The sequence below is a fragment of the Streptomyces vilmorinianum genome (assembly GCF_005517195.1).
Lineage (GTDB): Bacteria > Actinomycetota > Actinomycetes > Streptomycetales > Streptomycetaceae > Streptomyces > Streptomyces vilmorinianum.
In genome coordinates, this window is sequence record NZ_CP040244.1 from 7,454,148 (window position 1) to 7,470,187 (window position 16,040).

The following is a 16,040-nucleotide window of genomic DNA, read 5'->3' on the forward strand; positions in this document are numbered from 1 at the left end:
CATGCTGGTCAGTCCCTCTTGCTGGTCAGTCCCTCTTGCAGATGCGGTCGAGGAGATTCGCGGTGGCGCGCTGGATGCGCGGATCGACATGGCCCGGCCGGTCCAGGGCGGGCGACCAGGCGAAGGTGCCGGAGGCGAAGACCCACGCCCCGGACGGGGCCCGGTAGAGGGAGGTCTCCTGGTGGCGCAGGGCGCCCTCGCCGTCCTGGTAGGGGGAGTGGGCGAGCAGGATGCGGCCCTGGTGCTCGGGGAGCGCGGTGCGCGGGAAGTAGCGGTCGGCCTCGCCCGCGACCAGGCCCGGGATCTCGTCGCCGTCGCCCGCGCCGGTGGCCTCCCAGAGCCAGTGGTCCGCGTTCCGTACGACCAGGGGGTGCGACTCCGGCACCCTTCCCGCGTACTGGATGCCGAGCAGCTGCTGCTCCGGGCGGTCGATCTCGCGCCAGAGTGCGGGCCGGCCGGGGCCGCGCCGCTTGCGGCAGGTGAGGAGGCGGTCGGGGACCCCGGAGGGGGACGGGCCGAGCTCCACCTGCCAGTAGAGGGTGTTGGCGGAGAGGAAGACGAGGGACGTGCCCTGCTCGCGGGCCAGTTCGACGGTCCGGCGCATGGGGACGGACCAGTATTCGTCGTGGCCGGGGAAGACCAGGCCGCGGTAGCGGGTGGGGTCGACGCGGCCCGCGTGCAGGTCGCGGGTCTCGGCGTAGGCCAGGTCGTAGCCGTACCGCTCGGCCCAGCGGATGAAGTCGTAGGCGTGGCCGACGTGGAGGGGCAGGCCCGCGCCCGCGTAGGGGCGGTCGAAGGAGACGGTGATCGCCGCATCCTCCTCGCCGAGAAGACGGCCCTGCTCGTCCCACGCGTGGTAGAGGCTGGCGCCCGTCCGGCCGTCCTCCGGGTAGAGGTTGTACGCCTGCCAGGTCACGTCCGGGAGGACGAGGAGGAGGTCGGCGGGGTGGTTGTCGCGGACGGTGAAGGGGATGTGGGAGCGGTAGCCGTCGGCGGTGGTGAGCACGGCGACGTACGCGCCGATCGACCAGAGGGTGGGGATCTGCAGGCGCCAGGACTGCCACCAGTGGTGGCACGAGACCGTCCGGTCGGCGGTGAGCGGGGCCGGCTGGACGATTCCGGAGAGGCGCGGGCTGGTGGTGATCTTCGTGGCGCCCTCGCCGCCGTAGTGCCCGATCCGGTAGATGTCGACCGAGAACTGCTGCGGCGGGTCCACCGTGATGTGGAAATCGATCGCCTCGCCGGGGGCGACGGCCCCGTTGGACGCGAAGCCCTTGATCTGGCTGCGTACGTCGTCGGCGGTACGGGGGCCGCCGCTGCCGCCGCGGGCCAGGGTCTCGTCGGCGTACCAGGGAACGACCTGTCCCGTGTCGTCGAAGTAGTTCTCCGAACCGCGCAGCCAGGGCAGGGGGCCCTGGCCGAAGGGGTCCGACACGGCGTGGGCGAGCGCGCCCGACTCCCACCGCCTGATCTGCTCCGCCCCCATACTGCGCCCCTCCCTCGACTCCCCCGCGCCGTCTTCCGTCGTGTTGTTGTCACGTGCTGCTGTCAGTGCCGGTCCCCAGCACATCACATAACGCACGCACTCCGTCACCGTTCGTCGCGAATTGACGTGAACGGAAGACGCCCTTCCGGCGGTACGGGGGTACGGCGGTACGGGGGTACGGGGGTACGGGGGTTCAGACGAGGCGCACGGGCTTCTCGGGGCGGACGCCGGTCTCCGTGAGCCAGGCGCGCAGGGGCACGGGGTCGCCGTCCTCGACGAGGGCGAGGACGCGGGCGGTCAGGTCCGTGTTCCGCTCGCCGCCGACGAGGAGTGCCGGGCCGTCGAGCCAGTCGAGGCCGGGAGCGGCGCCGGCGGTGTCGACGGCCGCGCAGCAGACCATCGCCGTCACATGGTCGGCGAGCAGATCGCGCCCGGTGCGGGGCGGCTGCAGCGGGAAGAGCGGCAGCGTGTCCGCGCCGAGGGTGGCCGCGTGCGGCGCGGGGACGGGAGCGGCGGGCTTGGCGGCCTCCTCGCGGGCGACCCGGGCGGTGAGCGCGGCGGCGAGGGTGTCGGCGGCGGGGTGGGGGGCGGACGGCTCGGGGCCGTCGTGCTCGCCAGGGGCGTGGGGGTCCTGGTCGTCCGGGGCGTCGGGGACGTCCTGGTCCTCGGGGACGCCGTCCGGGGCGGGCGCCTCGGGCGGAGCCTGCGGGGCGGTGGTGTCCGGGGCGATGGCCTCCGGGGCGATGGCCTCCGGGGCGATGGCCTCCGGGGCGATGGTGTCCGGGGCGATGGTGTCCGGGGCGATGGCCTGCGGGGCGATGGTGTCCGGGGCGATGGCCTCCGGGGGGCGCGTCGACAGGTGGGACATCACGCGGGTCAGCGTCGGGCCGGTCGGGCCGTCGGCGCTCGCGGAGCCGGTGGGCAGCACGCCCAGATCGTCGAGGACCTGGTGGAGCCGGGCCGCGTCGGAGCGCCACTTCCGGTCCACGACCTCCTCCGGGTACTGGTTCCAGTCCACCGGGGACCAGTCCGGGCCGGACTCCGCGGGGCCGCCGTGGAAGAGACGGGCGGCGAGCAGCGAGGCGGCCTCGTCGACGGCCCCGGGCTCTTCGAGCAGGTCGCAGGCGGGGCGCTCGCCGAGCCGGGAGGCGAAACCCTCGGCGAGGCGGTCACGGCGGGAGAGTTCGGTGAGGGCGGAGACCACGCCCGCGTCCAGGCGCGCGGGCCAGCGGCCCATCCGCCAGGCGGGCAGCGCGACCCGGGTGAGCAGCCGGTCCCAGCCCGCGTAGGCGAGGCCGACCTGCTCCTGGGCGACGATCCGGACCCCGTAATCCACAGCCTGTGCACGCTCGGAGCCGGCCGCGGCGACGCCCCGCTCCATCTCGGCCGCATGCCCGCGGCACAGGCGCAGCAGAACCCGGGCGACCCGCCCGATCGCGTGGGCGCCGAGCCTGCTGACCGGGTCGAGCCCGGCGCGGCGGGGAACGGCGACGGCGGCGTCCAGGCCCTGCACGAAGCGGCGGGCCGCGGCTATGTCGGGCTGTGCCGCCGGAGCCGTACCGGCGACGACGGGGGCGAGGACCGCCCGCAGCTCGCCCACGCGCATCCACCACAGGAAGGGCGAGCCGATCACGAGGACGGGCGCGTCGGCGGAGCGGCGCAGCCCCTGCGTCGTGCCGTGCGCCGGATGCGTACGGTCCTCCAGCCAGCTGTCGCAGTCCGGCGTCAGGGCTATCGCGGAGGGCGCCGGGACACCCAGCCGGTCGGCCAGGTCCCGGACCAGCCGGTACAGATCGGGGGCCGCGGTCTCGGAGAGCTCCACGGTCGGGGTGACGGCGGGCCGGGCGCGCGCGACGACCAGCGCGACGGCGGCCGTGGCGAGCAGGACGACCAGCGCGAGCGCGGTGGTCACCCAGCGGGCGGCGTCCCAGCCGGCACCCGTGAACCGGCCGGTGCCCCCGCCCGCGTAGAGGATCACGGCCGCGGCCGCGGGGAGCAGCGCGAGGCCCAGCGCCCTGCCGCGGACACGGAGCACGGCGAGGGCCCGGGTGCGCGCGGCGCGCGCACCCATCTCCTCGCCGACAACGGAACCGGTACCGGACACGCCGTACATCACCCCCTCCTGCCCTCGTCGGGACTGCCTGTGGCGGTGTTGCTCACTCCCCCACTGTGGCACCCGCCACTGACATCGCAATGCCGGTGGGCCAAGTGCCGGAACGCCTTCGCCGCACCCTAGTTGGGGGTTCGGCGGGCGTCATCCGGATGGCCCAGCCCTCACTCGATGGAATGGCTTTGGGTAAAGGTGATGACGGTCCGGGGCGGTTAGGGGTTCACTCCCCCGCGGCCTTGCGCGCGATGTCCGTACGGTGCTGGGAGCCGTCCAGACGGATGCGGCCGACCGCCTTGTACGCCCGCTCGCGGGCCTGCGCCAGGTCTTCCCCGGTCGCGGTGACCGACAGGACGCGGCCGCCGGCGCTCACGATCGCGTCGCCGTCCCGCTTGGTGCCGGCGTGCAGCACGTACGCGTGCGGGGCGTTCTGCGCCGCGACCTCGTCGAGGCCCTCGATCGGGTCACCCGTACGCGGCGTCCCGGGGTAGTTGTGCGAGGCGACGACCACGGTCACGGCCGCGTCCTCGCGCCAGTTGAGCGGCGGCTCGTTGTCGAGCGTGCCGTTGGCGGCGTTCAGCAGGACGCTCGCCAGCGGGGTGCGGAGCCGGGCGAGCACGACCTGGGTCTCCGGGTCGCCGAAACGGGCGTTGAACTCGATGACCCGTACACCGCGGCTGGTGATCGCCAGACCCGCGTACAGCAGCCCGGAGAAGGGGGTGCCGCGGCGGCGCAGCTCGTCGACGGTGGGCTGCAGGACGGTGTCCATGACCTCGTCGACCAGCTTGGGGTCGGCCCAGGGCAGCGGCGAGTAGGCGCCCATGCCGCCGGTGTTCGGGCCCTCGTCGCCGTCGAGCGCGCGCTTGAAGTCCTGCGCGGGCTGGAGGGGAAGGACGGTGACGCCGTCGGTGATCGCGAAGAGGGAGACCTCGGGGCCGTCCAGGTACTCCTCGATGACGACGCGGCCGCAGGCGAGCGCGTGCGCCCGGGCCTCGGCCAGGTCGGAGGTGACCACGACGCCCTTGCCGGCAGCGAGACCGTCGTCCTTGACGACGTACGGAGCGCCGAAGGCGTCGAGCGCCTCGTCGATCTCCTCCGCGGTGGTGCAGACGTAGCTGCGGGCGGTCGGGACGTTGGCCCCGGCCATGACGTCCTTGGCGAACGCCTTGGAGCCCTCCAGCTGCGCCGCCTGCTCGGACGGGCCGAAGCAGGGGATGCCGGCCGCGCGGACGGCGTCGGCGACACCGGCGACGAGCGGGGCCTCCGGGCCGACGACGACCAGATCGGCCTCCAGGCTTGTGGCCAGGCCGGCGACGGCGGCGCCGTCCAGCTGGTCGACGGGGTGCAGCTCGGCGACCTCCGCGATTCCGGCGTTGCCGGGCGCGCAGTGCAGAGCGGTGACGTCGGGATCGAGGGAGAGAGAGCGGCACAGGGCGTGTTCGCGGGCGCCGCCGCCGATGACGAGGACCTTCACGCCAGCCAGGGTAGCCCGGGGGCGGCCGTGGTCTTTGTGCGGGCCACCGAGCGAGACGGCCCTACTCGTTCGTGTATTCCTCCACAACCGTGGCTCCGAGCTCGCGCACGATCAGTTCGTGGCCGGAGAGGGCGGAGTCGACGAGGTCGGGATCGTCCTCCTCCGGCACGTCGTCCTCGGGCGCGACGGGCCGGCGCTGCGGCGGTGCCTCCACGGGAGCGGGGGCGGCAGCCGAGGCCTGCGGGCGGGGCGTGGGCGGCGCCTGTGCCGGGGTGGGCGCGGGGGCCTGAGCGGGCGGCGGGGCCTGCTGGAAGGACGGGGCGGGCGCGGACGCGGCCGGGCGGCCGCCGAAGTTGGCCGCGGCGGGCGGCGGTGTGGCACCGCCCGAGGGGTCGATGATCGCCTCGATCTTCCACTGCACGTTGAACTGCTCGGCGAGCGCCTGGCGCAGGACGTCCTCGCTGCCGCTGCTCGCGAAGTTGTCGCGGGCGCCGGCGTTGAGGAAGCCGAGCTGGAGGGTGGTGCCGTCGAACCCGGCGACCTGGGCGTTCTGGCTCAGCAGGATCCAGGTGAAGCGGCGGCGGTTCTTGACCGCTTCGAGGATCGACGGCCACATGTTCCGCACCTGGGCGGCGCCCTGGGCCATGTCGCCGGCGGGCGCGACCGGGGCGGGCTGCGCGGGAGCGGCCTGGGCGGGAGCGGGGGCTTGCGGCGCCGGAGCGGCGGGGGCCGAAGCGCCCGGCCAGGCGCCGGGGGCGGGGGCACCGGGTGTGGCGGCCCCGGGCCAGGCGCCCGGGCGGGGGCCTTCGGCGGCCGGAGTCGGCTGCGCGGGGGCGGGTGCTGGGGCAGGAGTCGGGGTGGGCTGGACCGGCGCGGGCGGGGGCGGAGGCGGCGCCATCGGCGTGTGAGCCTCGGGACCGGGCACGTACCCCATCGCGGGCGCCGGCGAACCGGTGGTGAAGACGGGCGCGGGCGCGGCGGCGGCGCCGCGCTCCAGCCGGTCGATCCGGGCCTGGAGCGACCGCTCGTCGTCGAAGGCGGCGGGCAGCAGCACGCGCGCGCAGATCAGCTCCAGCTGCAGCCGCGGCGAGGTGGCCCCGCGCATCTCGGTGAGCCCGCTGTTCACGAGGTCGGCGGCCCGGCTGAGCTCGGCGGCGCCGAAGACCGAGGCCTGCGCCTGCATGCGCTCGACGACATCGACCGGGGCGTCGATGAGCCCCTTCTCGGCCGCGTCCGGCACGGCGGCGAGGATCACCAGATCCCGCAGGCGCTCGAGCAGGTCGGCGACGAACCGCCGGGGGTCGTTGCCGCCCTCGATGACCCGGTCCACGACCTCGAACGCGGCCGCGCCGTCCCCGGCGGCGAAGGCGTCCACCACGGAGTCGAGCAGGGACCCGTCCGTGTATCCGAGAAGAGACGTCGCCATGGCGTATGTCACACCGTCTTCGGCGGCGCCGGCCAGCAGCTGGTCCATGACGGACATCGAGTCACGCACGGACCCGGCACCGGCGCGCACGACGAGTGGCAGCACCCCGTCCTCGACGGGAATGCCCTCACGCCCGCAGACCTCGCCCAGATACTCCCGCAGGGTCCCGGGCGGCACGAGCCGGAAGGGGTAGTGATGCGTCCTCGACCGAATGGTCCCGATGACCTTCTCGGGCTCGGTGGTGGCGAAGATGAACTTGAGATGCTCCGGCGGCTCCTCGACCACCTTCAGCAGGGCGTTGAAGCCCGCCGAGGTGACCATGTGCGCCTCGTCGATGATGTAGATCTTGTACCGGCTCGACGCGGGCCCGAAGAACGCCTTCTCCCGCAGGTCACGGGCATCGTCCACACCACCGTGCGAAGCGGCGTCGATCTCGATGACGTCGATCGACCCCGGCCCGTTCCGCGCCAGGTCACGGCAGGACTGGCACTCCCCGCAGGGGGTGGGAGTGGGACCCTGCTCACAGTTCAGACAGCGCGCGAGGATGCGCGCACTGGTCGTCTTGCCGCATCCACGGGGCCCGCTGAACAGGTACGCGTGATTGACCCGGTTGTTCCGCAGGGCCTGCTGCAACGGGTCGGTGACATGCTCCTGCCCGATGACCTCGGCGAAGGACTCAGGGCGATAGCGGCGGTACAGCGCGAGAGACGACACGTATACGAGGTTATAGGCGCCCACCGACAACCCGGGCACTCCCGGGAACGCAAGCGCCCCCCACGCACCCGCCAGAGCCGACCTACCCTTGCTGCCTTCCGGCCCTGGGGGAGTTCAGTCAGATAGCGCCACGTGAGGGGCTCCGCCAAGGGTACCCGATCCCAGGGGCCCCACGTGCCCCCGATCGACCTCGGACCGACCTCCGGGATCGCTCCCGGGGATCAGGTTCGCGAGCACTCCTCAACGTCTTGTATTGTTTGCGGCGGAGGATTCGCCTAGAGGCCTAGGGCGCACGCTTGGAAAGCGTGTTGGGGGCAACCCCTCACGAGTTCGAATCTCGTATCCTCCGCAGCCGCCTGAACAGGCGAAACGAGAAGCCGAGCCGCAATCTGCGGCTCGGCTTCTCGTCATGCTCCGGTTGCATTTCCGGTTGCGTTCACATGCACCTAATTCGGGTGTCTCGGGTAACTGGGTAGCCCCACTCCCGCCGCCTCGCGGATGCCGGCGCCCACCAACGGGGGAGTCCTGCCCCGTACGGCATCTGCGGATCACAGGGGTACGACATCCTTGAAACCCCGCGGCGGGTCTCCCCGCTGCCATGGTCCTGATCCCGCGAGGTGTCCCGGCATGAAGTCCCGATCGACGCTGGCGACTTGGCTGGACGGCCTTGACGGCTGTCGCCTGGCACGCGTGCTCGAGACGCGGAGGGACGCCGCGTCCCCTCCGGAGCCGCGATCGGTGGGGGAACTGGCCGACCGTCTTCAGCGCCCGGGATCGGTGGCGCTTGCCCTGCCGCAGCTCGCCCTGCCTCATCTCCAGGTCGCCGAAGCGCTGGCGGCGCTGGGTGCGCCCGCGTCGCGCGATGCCCTGGCGGAGCTGCTGGAAGCGGCGGACGGTGAAGCCGCCCGCGAGCTGGACGCCGCACTGGAGGCTCTCGCCGATCATGCTCTGGTCTGGCCTGACGGCGCAGGGAAGCTCCGCATGGCCGGACCGCTCCGGCAGGCGTGGGACGCACCACTGGGCCTGGATGCCCCGCTGGAGGAACTGCTCACGGGCACGACCTCCGACGAGCTACGCGGCATGCTGGCGGCACTGGGCGTCAAACCGCCGGGCAGCAAGGCGCAGCGGCTGGCCGCGCTCATGGAACACCACGGCGACCCGGAGCGGATCCTCTCCGTGGTCGCCACTGCCCCTGCGGCGACCCGGAAGCTGCTGGAAGGCCGAGCGGGGGCCGGGCCCGCGAGGCCCGCGCGGTTCATCATGTTCGGGAGTCCGGGCCCCGATCTCGAACCGGGCGCTCGATGGGCACTGGAGCGGGGACTCCTGGTCCAGGACCGCCACCGCTACGGCCCGGCCCGTATGCCCGCCGAGGTGGCACTCGCGCTGCGCGGGCCCGGCTGGCACGCCCCGTTCCAAGCCGTCCCGCCTTCCGTGGGGTTGGCGCCCGTCACACCGAGGGAGGTCGACCGCGAGGCGTCGGCCGTCGCCTCGGCGTTCGCCGCCGGCGCTGCCTCGGTCCTGTCGGCCTGCTCGGCAACCGCGCCGGCCCGGCTGAAGTCCGGCGGGATCGGTGCGCGTGAACTGGCACGGATCGGCAAGGCCGCCCAGGCCGACGACACCGTCGTACGCCTCACCCTGGAGACCGCGTACGCCGCCGGGCTGCTGGCCCGGGACTGCGATCGAGTGGCCCCCACCGAGGCATACGACGCCTGGGCGGCACAGGAACCCCCGGAGCAGTTCGCCGTACTGCTCCAGGCATGGTGGAACCTGCCGCTCACCCCCACCCAGGCCCGCGACGAGGACAACAAGGCTCTCCCGGCACTCGGCGGCGCACCGCCCTGCAACGGCTGCGTGCAGGCCCGCCACGGTCTGCTGGCCTCAGCCGCGCGGCTCCCGACAGGGCAGGGCGTGCGGGTCGCGTCGGATCTGGGGCCGCTGGTCGCCTGGCACCGCCCCCTCGCCGACTCGTCGCCGGACGGAACGCCGTTCGCCACCGTGATCCAGGAGGCCGAACTCCTCGGCGTACTCGCACGCGGTGCTCTGTCCGCCTTCGGCATCCACCTGTGGACCGGCGACGCGGAGAGGCTGGGCATCGAATGCCGTCGGCTGCTGCCCTCGGCCGCCGCGACGGCCCGGATCGGCGCCGACCTCACCGCCGTCGTCACCGGCACCCCGTCCGCGCGGCTGGCCTCGCTCCTGGACTCCGTCGCCGACCGGGAGACCAACGGCACGGCATCGGTGTGGCGGTTCAGCCCCGGCAGCGTCCGCCGGGCCCTGGACGCCGGCCGTACCCCCGAGGACATCACGGCCGACCTGGCCGCCGTCGCCGCCGAGCCGCTGCCACAGCCGCTGTCGTACCTGATCACCGACACCGCACGAAGCCACGGGCGCGTGCGCATCGCCCCCGCCGCCTGCGTCCTCCACGGCGACGAGCCCGCGCTCCTGGCCGAACTCGCCGCCCACCGCAAGCTCGCCAAGCTTGGGCTGCGCCAGTTGGCACCGACGGTGCTGATCAGCCGCAGCCCGCTCGACGCGACCCTCGCCGCTCTTCGGGCCGAGGGATACGCCCCCGTCGCCGAGACCGACGAGGGAACGGTACGCATCGAGAAGACCCGGCCTCGGCGGGCCGCCGCTTGCGTTCCGGCTCCGCGCGGCTCCAGGGCGAGGGGCGGCGGCCGGACCGCTGCCCCGAGCATGGCAAAGGGATCCGCCGCCTTCGACCCGAGCGCGTTGGCGACCCGGCTGCTGGCCGCCCCGGCAACGGCTCCCGAACCAGCACCGTTCGAGGGCGGAGTGCCCTTCGCCACAGACACCGAGGAGATCGTCGCAGGGTGGGCGAAGCGCCTGCCGTACACCGACGTCCGCCAGCTCGCCCACGCCATCGACGCAGCTCATGCCATCGCCGTGGAGTACGTCGCCGCCTCCGGCAACCGCACGGTGCGCACCCTCAGCCGCCTCGAACTCGACCCGCCCTACCTCGAAGCCTGGTGCCACCTGCGAGAAGACGAACGCGTCTTCACCCTCTCCCGCATCCACGGCGTCATGCCGACGTGAATCCATGACATCGATGAACCATGAGAGATATACTTGTTTCCACAGTTGATATACGGGAGGTGCACATGAGCCGGACAGTGATCGACCTCGATGACGAGCTGGTGGCAGACGTAGCCAAAGCCCTGGGCACCAGTACCAAGAAGGAGACGGTCAACACAGCCTTGCGCGAGGTACTGGAGAACAGGCGGCGGGCGCTGGCCCTGACCCGCCTGCGCGCCGCGGCCGACGAAGGCGCGTTCGATCTGACGCTCTTCGAGGACAAGCGGAACTACCGACGGTGAATGCCGCGCTCTACCTGATCGACACCAGCGCCCTCGCCCGATTCATGCGGGGCGACGCGGAGCAGTACGGCTGGGACCAGGCAGCAGCAGCCGGCCTCATCGCCACGTGCCCCATCACGGAGCTGGAGTTCTTCTACAGCGCCCGATCGGCCGCCGACCGGGCACGCGGCATCGAGGACATACGGCTGATCTTCGGCTGGGTCCCGGTCGACGACCGCGCCTACGACCGCGCCTGGCAGGTCCAGGAAGCCCTCACCAAACAGGGCAAGCACCGCAGCGCCGGTGCGGTGGATCTCGTCGTCGCCGCGACCGCCGAGTTGCAGGGACTGACACTCCTGCACTGCGACCACGACTTCGAGTGCATCGCCGCAGTAACCGGCCAACCCCTCCAGTGGTACGGCCCCGAGGGGCGTAAGTAGTCGAACGGTGGTTGCAGTTCTGGTTGCATTCGCCCCCGTCCGGGGCCGTCCGCCAGGTAGCGCCCCAGTCACTCCACCCGAGGTCAGGACAAGTACGACCCCAGCCGGACCCCCGTACGAACATTTGGAAAGCGTGTTGGGGGCAACCCCTCACGAGTTCGAATCTCGTATCCTCCGCCAGTGCCTCACCGGGCACGATGTCGAAGGGCCCCGCTGCTTGCAGCGGGGCCCTTCTTCGTTGTCCGTCTCAGTTTCCGTCTCACCTGCCCTCGGGCAGGCCCCAGAGAGCCTCGCCGGCCTGATCGGCGGTCTTCTTCAGCAGGGCCCCCGTCAGGGGGCCGCCGGCAGGCGAGGCGAACCACGTACCTCTTGTACGGTGCCTGCCAAGGGGGCCGCCATGCATGATCAGGACTGGGACGACGACAGCGCATACAGGTCGGCGGTGAGACGCACGCGGATCACGATGGCAATCGCGTTGATCGTGACCCTGTTGGTGGTCGGGATCGTAGCCGCCGCCGCCTTCGGCGTATCGCTGTTCCTGGACCTCGCTGAGGCTCTCAGTCGGTAGCCGTGCCCGCGGGGGTACGCCCTCCCGCTTTCCTCAAGTGGTGATCGCTCGACCCGCCGCTGCAGGCGGGCGCAGGCCACCAGTGCGCTGCCGTCTTCGGTGAGGTAGAGCAGGAAGGTCCATTTCCGATCAGCAGAATGGATCAGCCCTCCGCGCACCGGCCGGCCATGCTCGCGGAGGAGCCGCACCATTCGTTCCAGCCCAAGAGGCTCCACTCCGTGCAGCCGCATGCGCTGAAGTCGGCGTGCAAAGACCCCGGCATGCTGCCCTACGGGATGCGTCGTATCCGCCATGCTGTAGGTGGCGCCGCTGCGGATGGCGGCCAGAGCACCCGCGGACACCTCGTCGTGTGCGGATCTCGGCCCTGGGCTCGCCGTCACGGCCCTGGGTGCCGGCACGCTGGCCACCGCCCCGGCCGCCTTCGCGGCCGGTTCGGTCTCCGTCTCGGGTTCGGCCTCGGGTTCGGCCTCGGGTTTGGCCTCGGGTTCGGCCTCGGCCGAGCAGGCCGCGGCCCTTCCCGGCTTCCCCGAAGGCTCGAATCTCGCGGGCGTGGGCACCACGGGTTTCCTCACCCACTCCTTCGAGAACGCGACCAGGAACCTGCTCTGGACGCCGTACGACGGTGGCGCCCCCACCCGGCTCCACCCGCCCGAGGACGGTGGTTTCACCATGGCGGGCACCGACGTGGTCGTCCTCGGCGACGCCAACTTCATCTCCGAGATGCGCTCCCTCACCCTGCGGAACATGGCCGACCCGTCCGCCCCGGGCGTGGACATCGACCTCGGCGCGCTCGGCGCGAACTACGTGGCCGTGGTGAGCCCGACCAGCGTGCTCGCGCAGGTGACGAAGGACGACGGTACGGCGGAACTGCACGTCGTGAGCAAGGACGGCGCCACGACGACCAGCCGCAAGGTGTCGGGGCTGCCCGCGGACGCCACCGACTTCTTCACCAGCACGCCGGTTCAGGGCGGCGTCGCCTTCGTCGGCTACGAGACGGGCCCGGCGGCCGCGCGGACCGGCGGCCGGGCCGTGATCGACGTGGCCAACGGGACCGTGTCCGAGACGTACGCCTCCGCCGAGTCCGGGTACGGCTTCAGCAACCTGATGTCCTCCGGTTCGCACGTGGCCTGGCTCGAGTGGAAGTCCGGCACCGGACTGTTCGTCACGTCCGTCGACCGCACGACGCGCGAGGCGAAGCAGACCGTCCTGGGCACCCGGGACAGCGAGTGGTACACCGAGATCGTGGGCGGCTGGCTGGTGTACGGCAACCCCTCGACGCCCGTCCGGGCCATCTCCCTGACCAGCGGCGAGACCCGTGACCTCGCCGACCAGGCGTCCGGCTCGGCGGCCGCGAACGACGGCAGCGCGGTGGTGAACGGCAGCCGGGCCGCCGACGGCGACGGGCTGTTCCGGATCGCGGCGGCGGCGGAGGACGGCACCCCGACGGTCACCAAGGTGGCGGAAACGGGCCAGATGGCGGTCGGCCTGGAGATCGAGCAGGTCCACGTCCCCGACGTGGCGGAACTCGACAAGACCGGCGGCAAGGTGACGCTGGGGTGGACGCTGTCGCGCCCCGAGGCCTACCTGGACCTCACGCTCACGCACACCGACACGGGCAAGGAGTTCCGCACGCGCGTGAACGCCCCGGCCCCCGGCACCCTCTTCAGCTACACCTGGGACGGCGTCAGCGGCGGGGTCGACGCGACGAACGGCAGGTACGCGGTGGAGGCCGAGGCGACGCCGCTCGACGGCATCGGCGAGCCCGCCTACCAGGGCTGGCTCATGACGGTCGTCCGCACGAGCAACCCGCACGACTACACCGACACCGGCTCCACCGACGTCCTCGCCCGGGACGCCTCCGGCGTGCTGTGGCGCGACGACCTGCTGGACCGGCCGGTGAACGGCCAGGTCAAGCCCGCCCAGCGCACCCGGATCGGCGCGGGCTGGCAGACGTACAAGCAGATCGAGGCCGTCGGCAACATCGCGGGCGACGAGGTCGGCGACCTCGTCGGCCTCGACGGCTCCGGCTACCTCTGGCACTACCTCGGCAAGGGCGACGGCACCTTCGCGCCCCGCGCCCGCGTCGGCGGCGGCTGGGGCATCTACGACAAGCTCACCGGCGGCTCGGACCTCGACGGCGACGGCCGCGCCGACCTCCTCGCCACGGACACCGCAGGCGTGCTGTGGTTCTACAAGGGCACGGGCTCCGCCACCGCCCCCTTCGCGCCGCGCGTGAAGACCGGTTGGGGCTGGGGCATCTACAACCAGATCACCGCCGCCGGGAACATCGCCGGTACCGCCGCCGGGGACCTGGTCGCCCGCGACAAGGACGGCGTCCTCTGGCTGTACCAGGGCAACGGCGGCGGCACCTTCTCCACCCGCGTGCGGATCGGCGCCGGCTGGGGTGTCTTCTCGCAGCTCGTCGGCGCCGGTGACCTCGACAACGACGGGCGCCCGGACCTGATCGCGTACGGGGCGGGCGGCACGTACGTCTACCGCTCGACGGGCTCCACCACCGCCCCTTTCAGCCGTCAGTCGACGTCGCTGTACGCGGGCGAGGGCTCCACGTTCAACCACATCGCCTGAACAAGGCTGAGCGGCGGCCCCGGACAGGCCTCTGACTCTCCGCCAGTGACCTGTCGGGACCGTGAAGGCCCCGACCGGGAAACCGGCCGGGGCCTTCTGCTTGTCCCCTCGGTTGTGCGGCAGGGGCCATAGGATCGCCGTGGCTGCCGACGTCGGGGAGGGTCAGTGCAGGGGACACGGGTTGGTGACCGCTATCGGCTGATCGATCTCGTCGGCACAGGCGGCATGGGCCAGGTGTGGCGCGCGTACGACGAGCGATTGGGCCGGGAGGTCGCGGTCAAGACGCTGACGGCCGGCGAGTACGGCGGCCCGGACCCCGGCGCCATGGCGCGGTTCGAGCGCGAGGCCCGCGTTGTCGCGCGCCTCGACAGCGAGCATGTCGTGACGCTGCACGACATCGGCGCGGCCGAGGTGGACGGGCGTTCTCTGCTCTTCATCGTCATGGAACTGCTCGGCGGGCAGCCCCTCGACCACATCATCCAGCAGGGGCCACCGTCCCCCCATGATGTGGCCTCATGGGGCAGCCAGGTGTGCGACGGGCTTGCGACGGCGCACGCGGCGGGGGTGCTGCATCGCGACATCAAGCCGGCCAACATCATGGTCACGTCGCGCGGTGTCGCGAAGATCTTGGACTTCGGCATCGCCGCGTTCCTGGACAACGCGTCTCCCCACACGACCCTGACGGCGGCGGGAACAGTGCTGGGAACGCCCGCCTACATGTCACCGGAACAGGCCCAGGCTGTTCCGGCCGACCACCGGAGCGACCTCTACTCCCTCGGCTGTGTGTTGTACGCGCTCGTCACCGGTCAGCCCCCGTTCGCAGCCGGCAGCGGGGTCGCGCTGCTCGTCAAGCACGTCACCGAGGTTCCTGTCCCCCCGAGTCGACGTCGGCCGGATCTCCCGGGCGGGTGGGACGAACTGATTCTCGCGCTTCTGGAGAAGCACCCTTCGCATCGGCCGCAGAGCGCGGTGGAGGTACGAGATCGCCTGCGCGGCATGGGCACCTCCCACCCAGGGCTGTTCGCCGCGCCCGACGGGGACAAGGACGCGGACGAGGGCGCGGACGAGGACGCGGACGAGGACGCGGACGAGGGCGCGGACGAGGACGCGGACGAGGACGACGTCGACGACCTCGATCTGCTCTGCCGGGCCGCCGAGCTGGTCGTCTCGACCCAGTTCGGCTCCACCTCGATGGTCCAGCGCAAGCTGCGCGTCGGCTTCGCGAAGGCCGGCCGGCTGATGGAGCTGATGGAGGCTCGGAGCATCGTCGGGCCCGGCGAGGGATCCAGGTCACGGGACGTACTCGTCAGGCCGGACGAGCTGGACGGGGTGCTCGCCGTCATCCGCGGGGAGTCCGGACGGTGAGGTGAGGCCCCAGCCCCGCCGACCTCTCGGTGGCACCCCCTCTCGGTGGAGCTCCCTCTCGGTGGAGCTCCCTCTCGGTGGCACCCCCTGCCGGGGCTAGTGCCCGGCGTCGGACCAGTTGGACAGGAGCCTGGACAGGATCGTCAGGGCCTGTGCGGAGGCCTTGCAGGTCGCGTCGTGGCGCTTCGCCGCCTTCCCCTGCACGTTCGTGGTTCCTTCCAGGGGCATTGGTCGGAGCATCCCCTGCAGACGCGAAGGCCGCGGTCCTCCATGAGATCGGCCGGCACGCCGGCCTCTTCGGGTGCCGGCCGACGCGGCGCCGTCGGCGCAGGCCGGAAGCCATGCGCGCCCGGCCCCTGGACTGCTCCGGCTGCATCCGCATGGTGCTGGGCTACCGCGGCGCGCGCTACCCGCTGATGTCCTCCGACACGTCCGGCGACGGCCTGCCTCGCACCGCCAACGGCATGGCGCGTTCCCGGCAGGGCGTGAACGTCCTGCCGCTGACCGGCATCTCGGCACAGGGCCGCCCGACCGCCATCGAACAGCTGCAGCCAGCGCCT

The 16,040-nt window shown here is 72.4% G+C and carries 11 protein-coding genes, 1 tRNA gene, 1 other RNA gene and 1 pseudogene; 7 read left to right on the forward strand and 7 right to left on the reverse strand.

Going from position 1 to position 16,040, the window contains the following annotated elements; genetic code table 11:
* Positions 1-25 precede the first annotated feature (25 nt).
* The 5 genes from FDM97_RS34690 to ffs form a co-directional block, all read right to left on the reverse strand.
* A complete protein-coding gene (locus tag FDM97_RS34690) occupies positions 26-1,486 on the reverse strand; it encodes a N,N-dimethylformamidase beta subunit family domain-containing protein (protein WP_137994417.1) in 1,461 nt (486 codons plus the stop codon).
* Between the two features lie 193 nt (positions 1,487-1,679).
* Entirely contained in the window at positions 1,680-3,599 is a 1,920-nt protein-coding gene (locus FDM97_RS34695; RefSeq protein ID WP_137994418.1) for a M48 family metalloprotease, read from the reverse strand.
* Between the two features lie 217 nt (positions 3,600-3,816).
* Positions 3,817-5,067, reverse strand: a complete 1,251-nt coding sequence (gene purD, locus FDM97_RS34700; protein ID WP_137994419.1) for a phosphoribosylamine--glycine ligase — start codon at positions 5,065-5,067, stop codon at positions 3,817-3,819.
* A 61-nt stretch (positions 5,068-5,128) separates the two neighbouring features.
* Positions 5,129-7,207, reverse strand: a complete 2,079-nt coding sequence (locus FDM97_RS34705) for a DNA polymerase III subunit gamma and tau (protein WP_137994420.1) — start codon at positions 7,205-7,207, stop codon at positions 5,129-5,131.
* Positions 7,208-7,253: 46 nt separating this feature from the next.
* Positions 7,254-7,352, reverse strand: an RNA gene (ffs, locus tag FDM97_RS34710) — signal recognition particle sRNA small type.
* Between the two features lie 119 nt (positions 7,353-7,471).
* Here ffs and FDM97_RS34715 point away from each other — a divergent pair.
* The 4 genes from FDM97_RS34715 to FDM97_RS34730 all read left to right on the forward strand — a co-directional run bounded on the left by FDM97_RS34715 (position 7,472) and on the right by FDM97_RS34730 (position 10,961).
* Positions 7,472-7,556, forward strand: a tRNA-Ser gene (locus FDM97_RS34715).
* 278 nt (positions 7,557-7,834) lie between these two features.
* On the forward strand, positions 7,835-10,261 hold the full coding sequence (locus FDM97_RS34720; protein ID WP_137994421.1) for a helicase-associated domain-containing protein: 2,427 nt from the start codon (positions 7,835-7,837) through the stop codon (positions 10,259-10,261).
* A 65-nt stretch (positions 10,262-10,326) separates the two neighbouring features.
* Positions 10,327-10,542 (forward strand): type II toxin-antitoxin system VapB family antitoxin, encoded by a 216-nt coding sequence (locus FDM97_RS34725; RefSeq protein WP_079428878.1) that lies wholly within the window; start codon positions 10,327-10,329, stop codon positions 10,540-10,542.
* The gene (locus tag FDM97_RS34730) at positions 10,539-10,961 is read left to right on the forward strand and encodes a PIN domain nuclease (RefSeq protein WP_137994422.1); all 423 of its coding nucleotides are present in this window, start codon (positions 10,539-10,541) and stop codon (positions 10,959-10,961) included. The genes FDM97_RS34725 and FDM97_RS34730 overlap by 4 nt, the downstream gene beginning before the upstream one ends.
* A gap of 405 nt (positions 10,962-11,366) precedes the next feature.
* Here FDM97_RS34730 and FDM97_RS36750 read toward each other — a convergent pair whose 3' ends face one another.
* Positions 11,367-12,086, reverse strand: a complete 720-nt coding sequence (locus FDM97_RS36750; RefSeq protein WP_254705863.1) for a hypothetical protein — start codon at positions 12,084-12,086, stop codon at positions 11,367-11,369.
* Between FDM97_RS36750 and FDM97_RS34740 the strand changes: the two genes are divergently transcribed.
* On the forward strand, positions 12,079-14,115 hold the full coding sequence (locus FDM97_RS34740) for an FG-GAP repeat domain-containing protein (RefSeq protein ID WP_254705864.1): 2,037 nt from the start codon (positions 12,079-12,081) through the stop codon (positions 14,113-14,115). The genes FDM97_RS36750 and FDM97_RS34740 overlap by 8 nt on opposite strands.
* Before the next feature lie 165 nt (positions 14,116-14,280).
* On the forward strand, positions 14,281-15,480 hold the full coding sequence (locus FDM97_RS34745; RefSeq protein WP_137994424.1) for a serine/threonine-protein kinase: 1,200 nt from the start codon (positions 14,281-14,283) through the stop codon (positions 15,478-15,480).
* 96 nt (positions 15,481-15,576) lie between these two features.
* Here the strand turns inward: FDM97_RS34745 and FDM97_RS36945 are convergent, their stop codons facing one another.
* Positions 15,577-15,708, reverse strand: a complete 132-nt coding sequence (locus FDM97_RS36945) for a hypothetical protein (RefSeq protein WP_284440310.1) — start codon at positions 15,706-15,708, stop codon at positions 15,577-15,579.
* 104 nt (positions 15,709-15,812) lie between these two features.
* On the opposite strand from FDM97_RS36945, the pseudogene FDM97_RS36755 reads away from it, so the two are divergent.
* Positions 15,813-16,034 (forward strand): annotated as a pseudogene (locus FDM97_RS36755) (hypothetical protein); the annotation flags it as partial.
* Between the last annotated feature and the right edge of the window lie 6 nt (positions 16,035-16,040).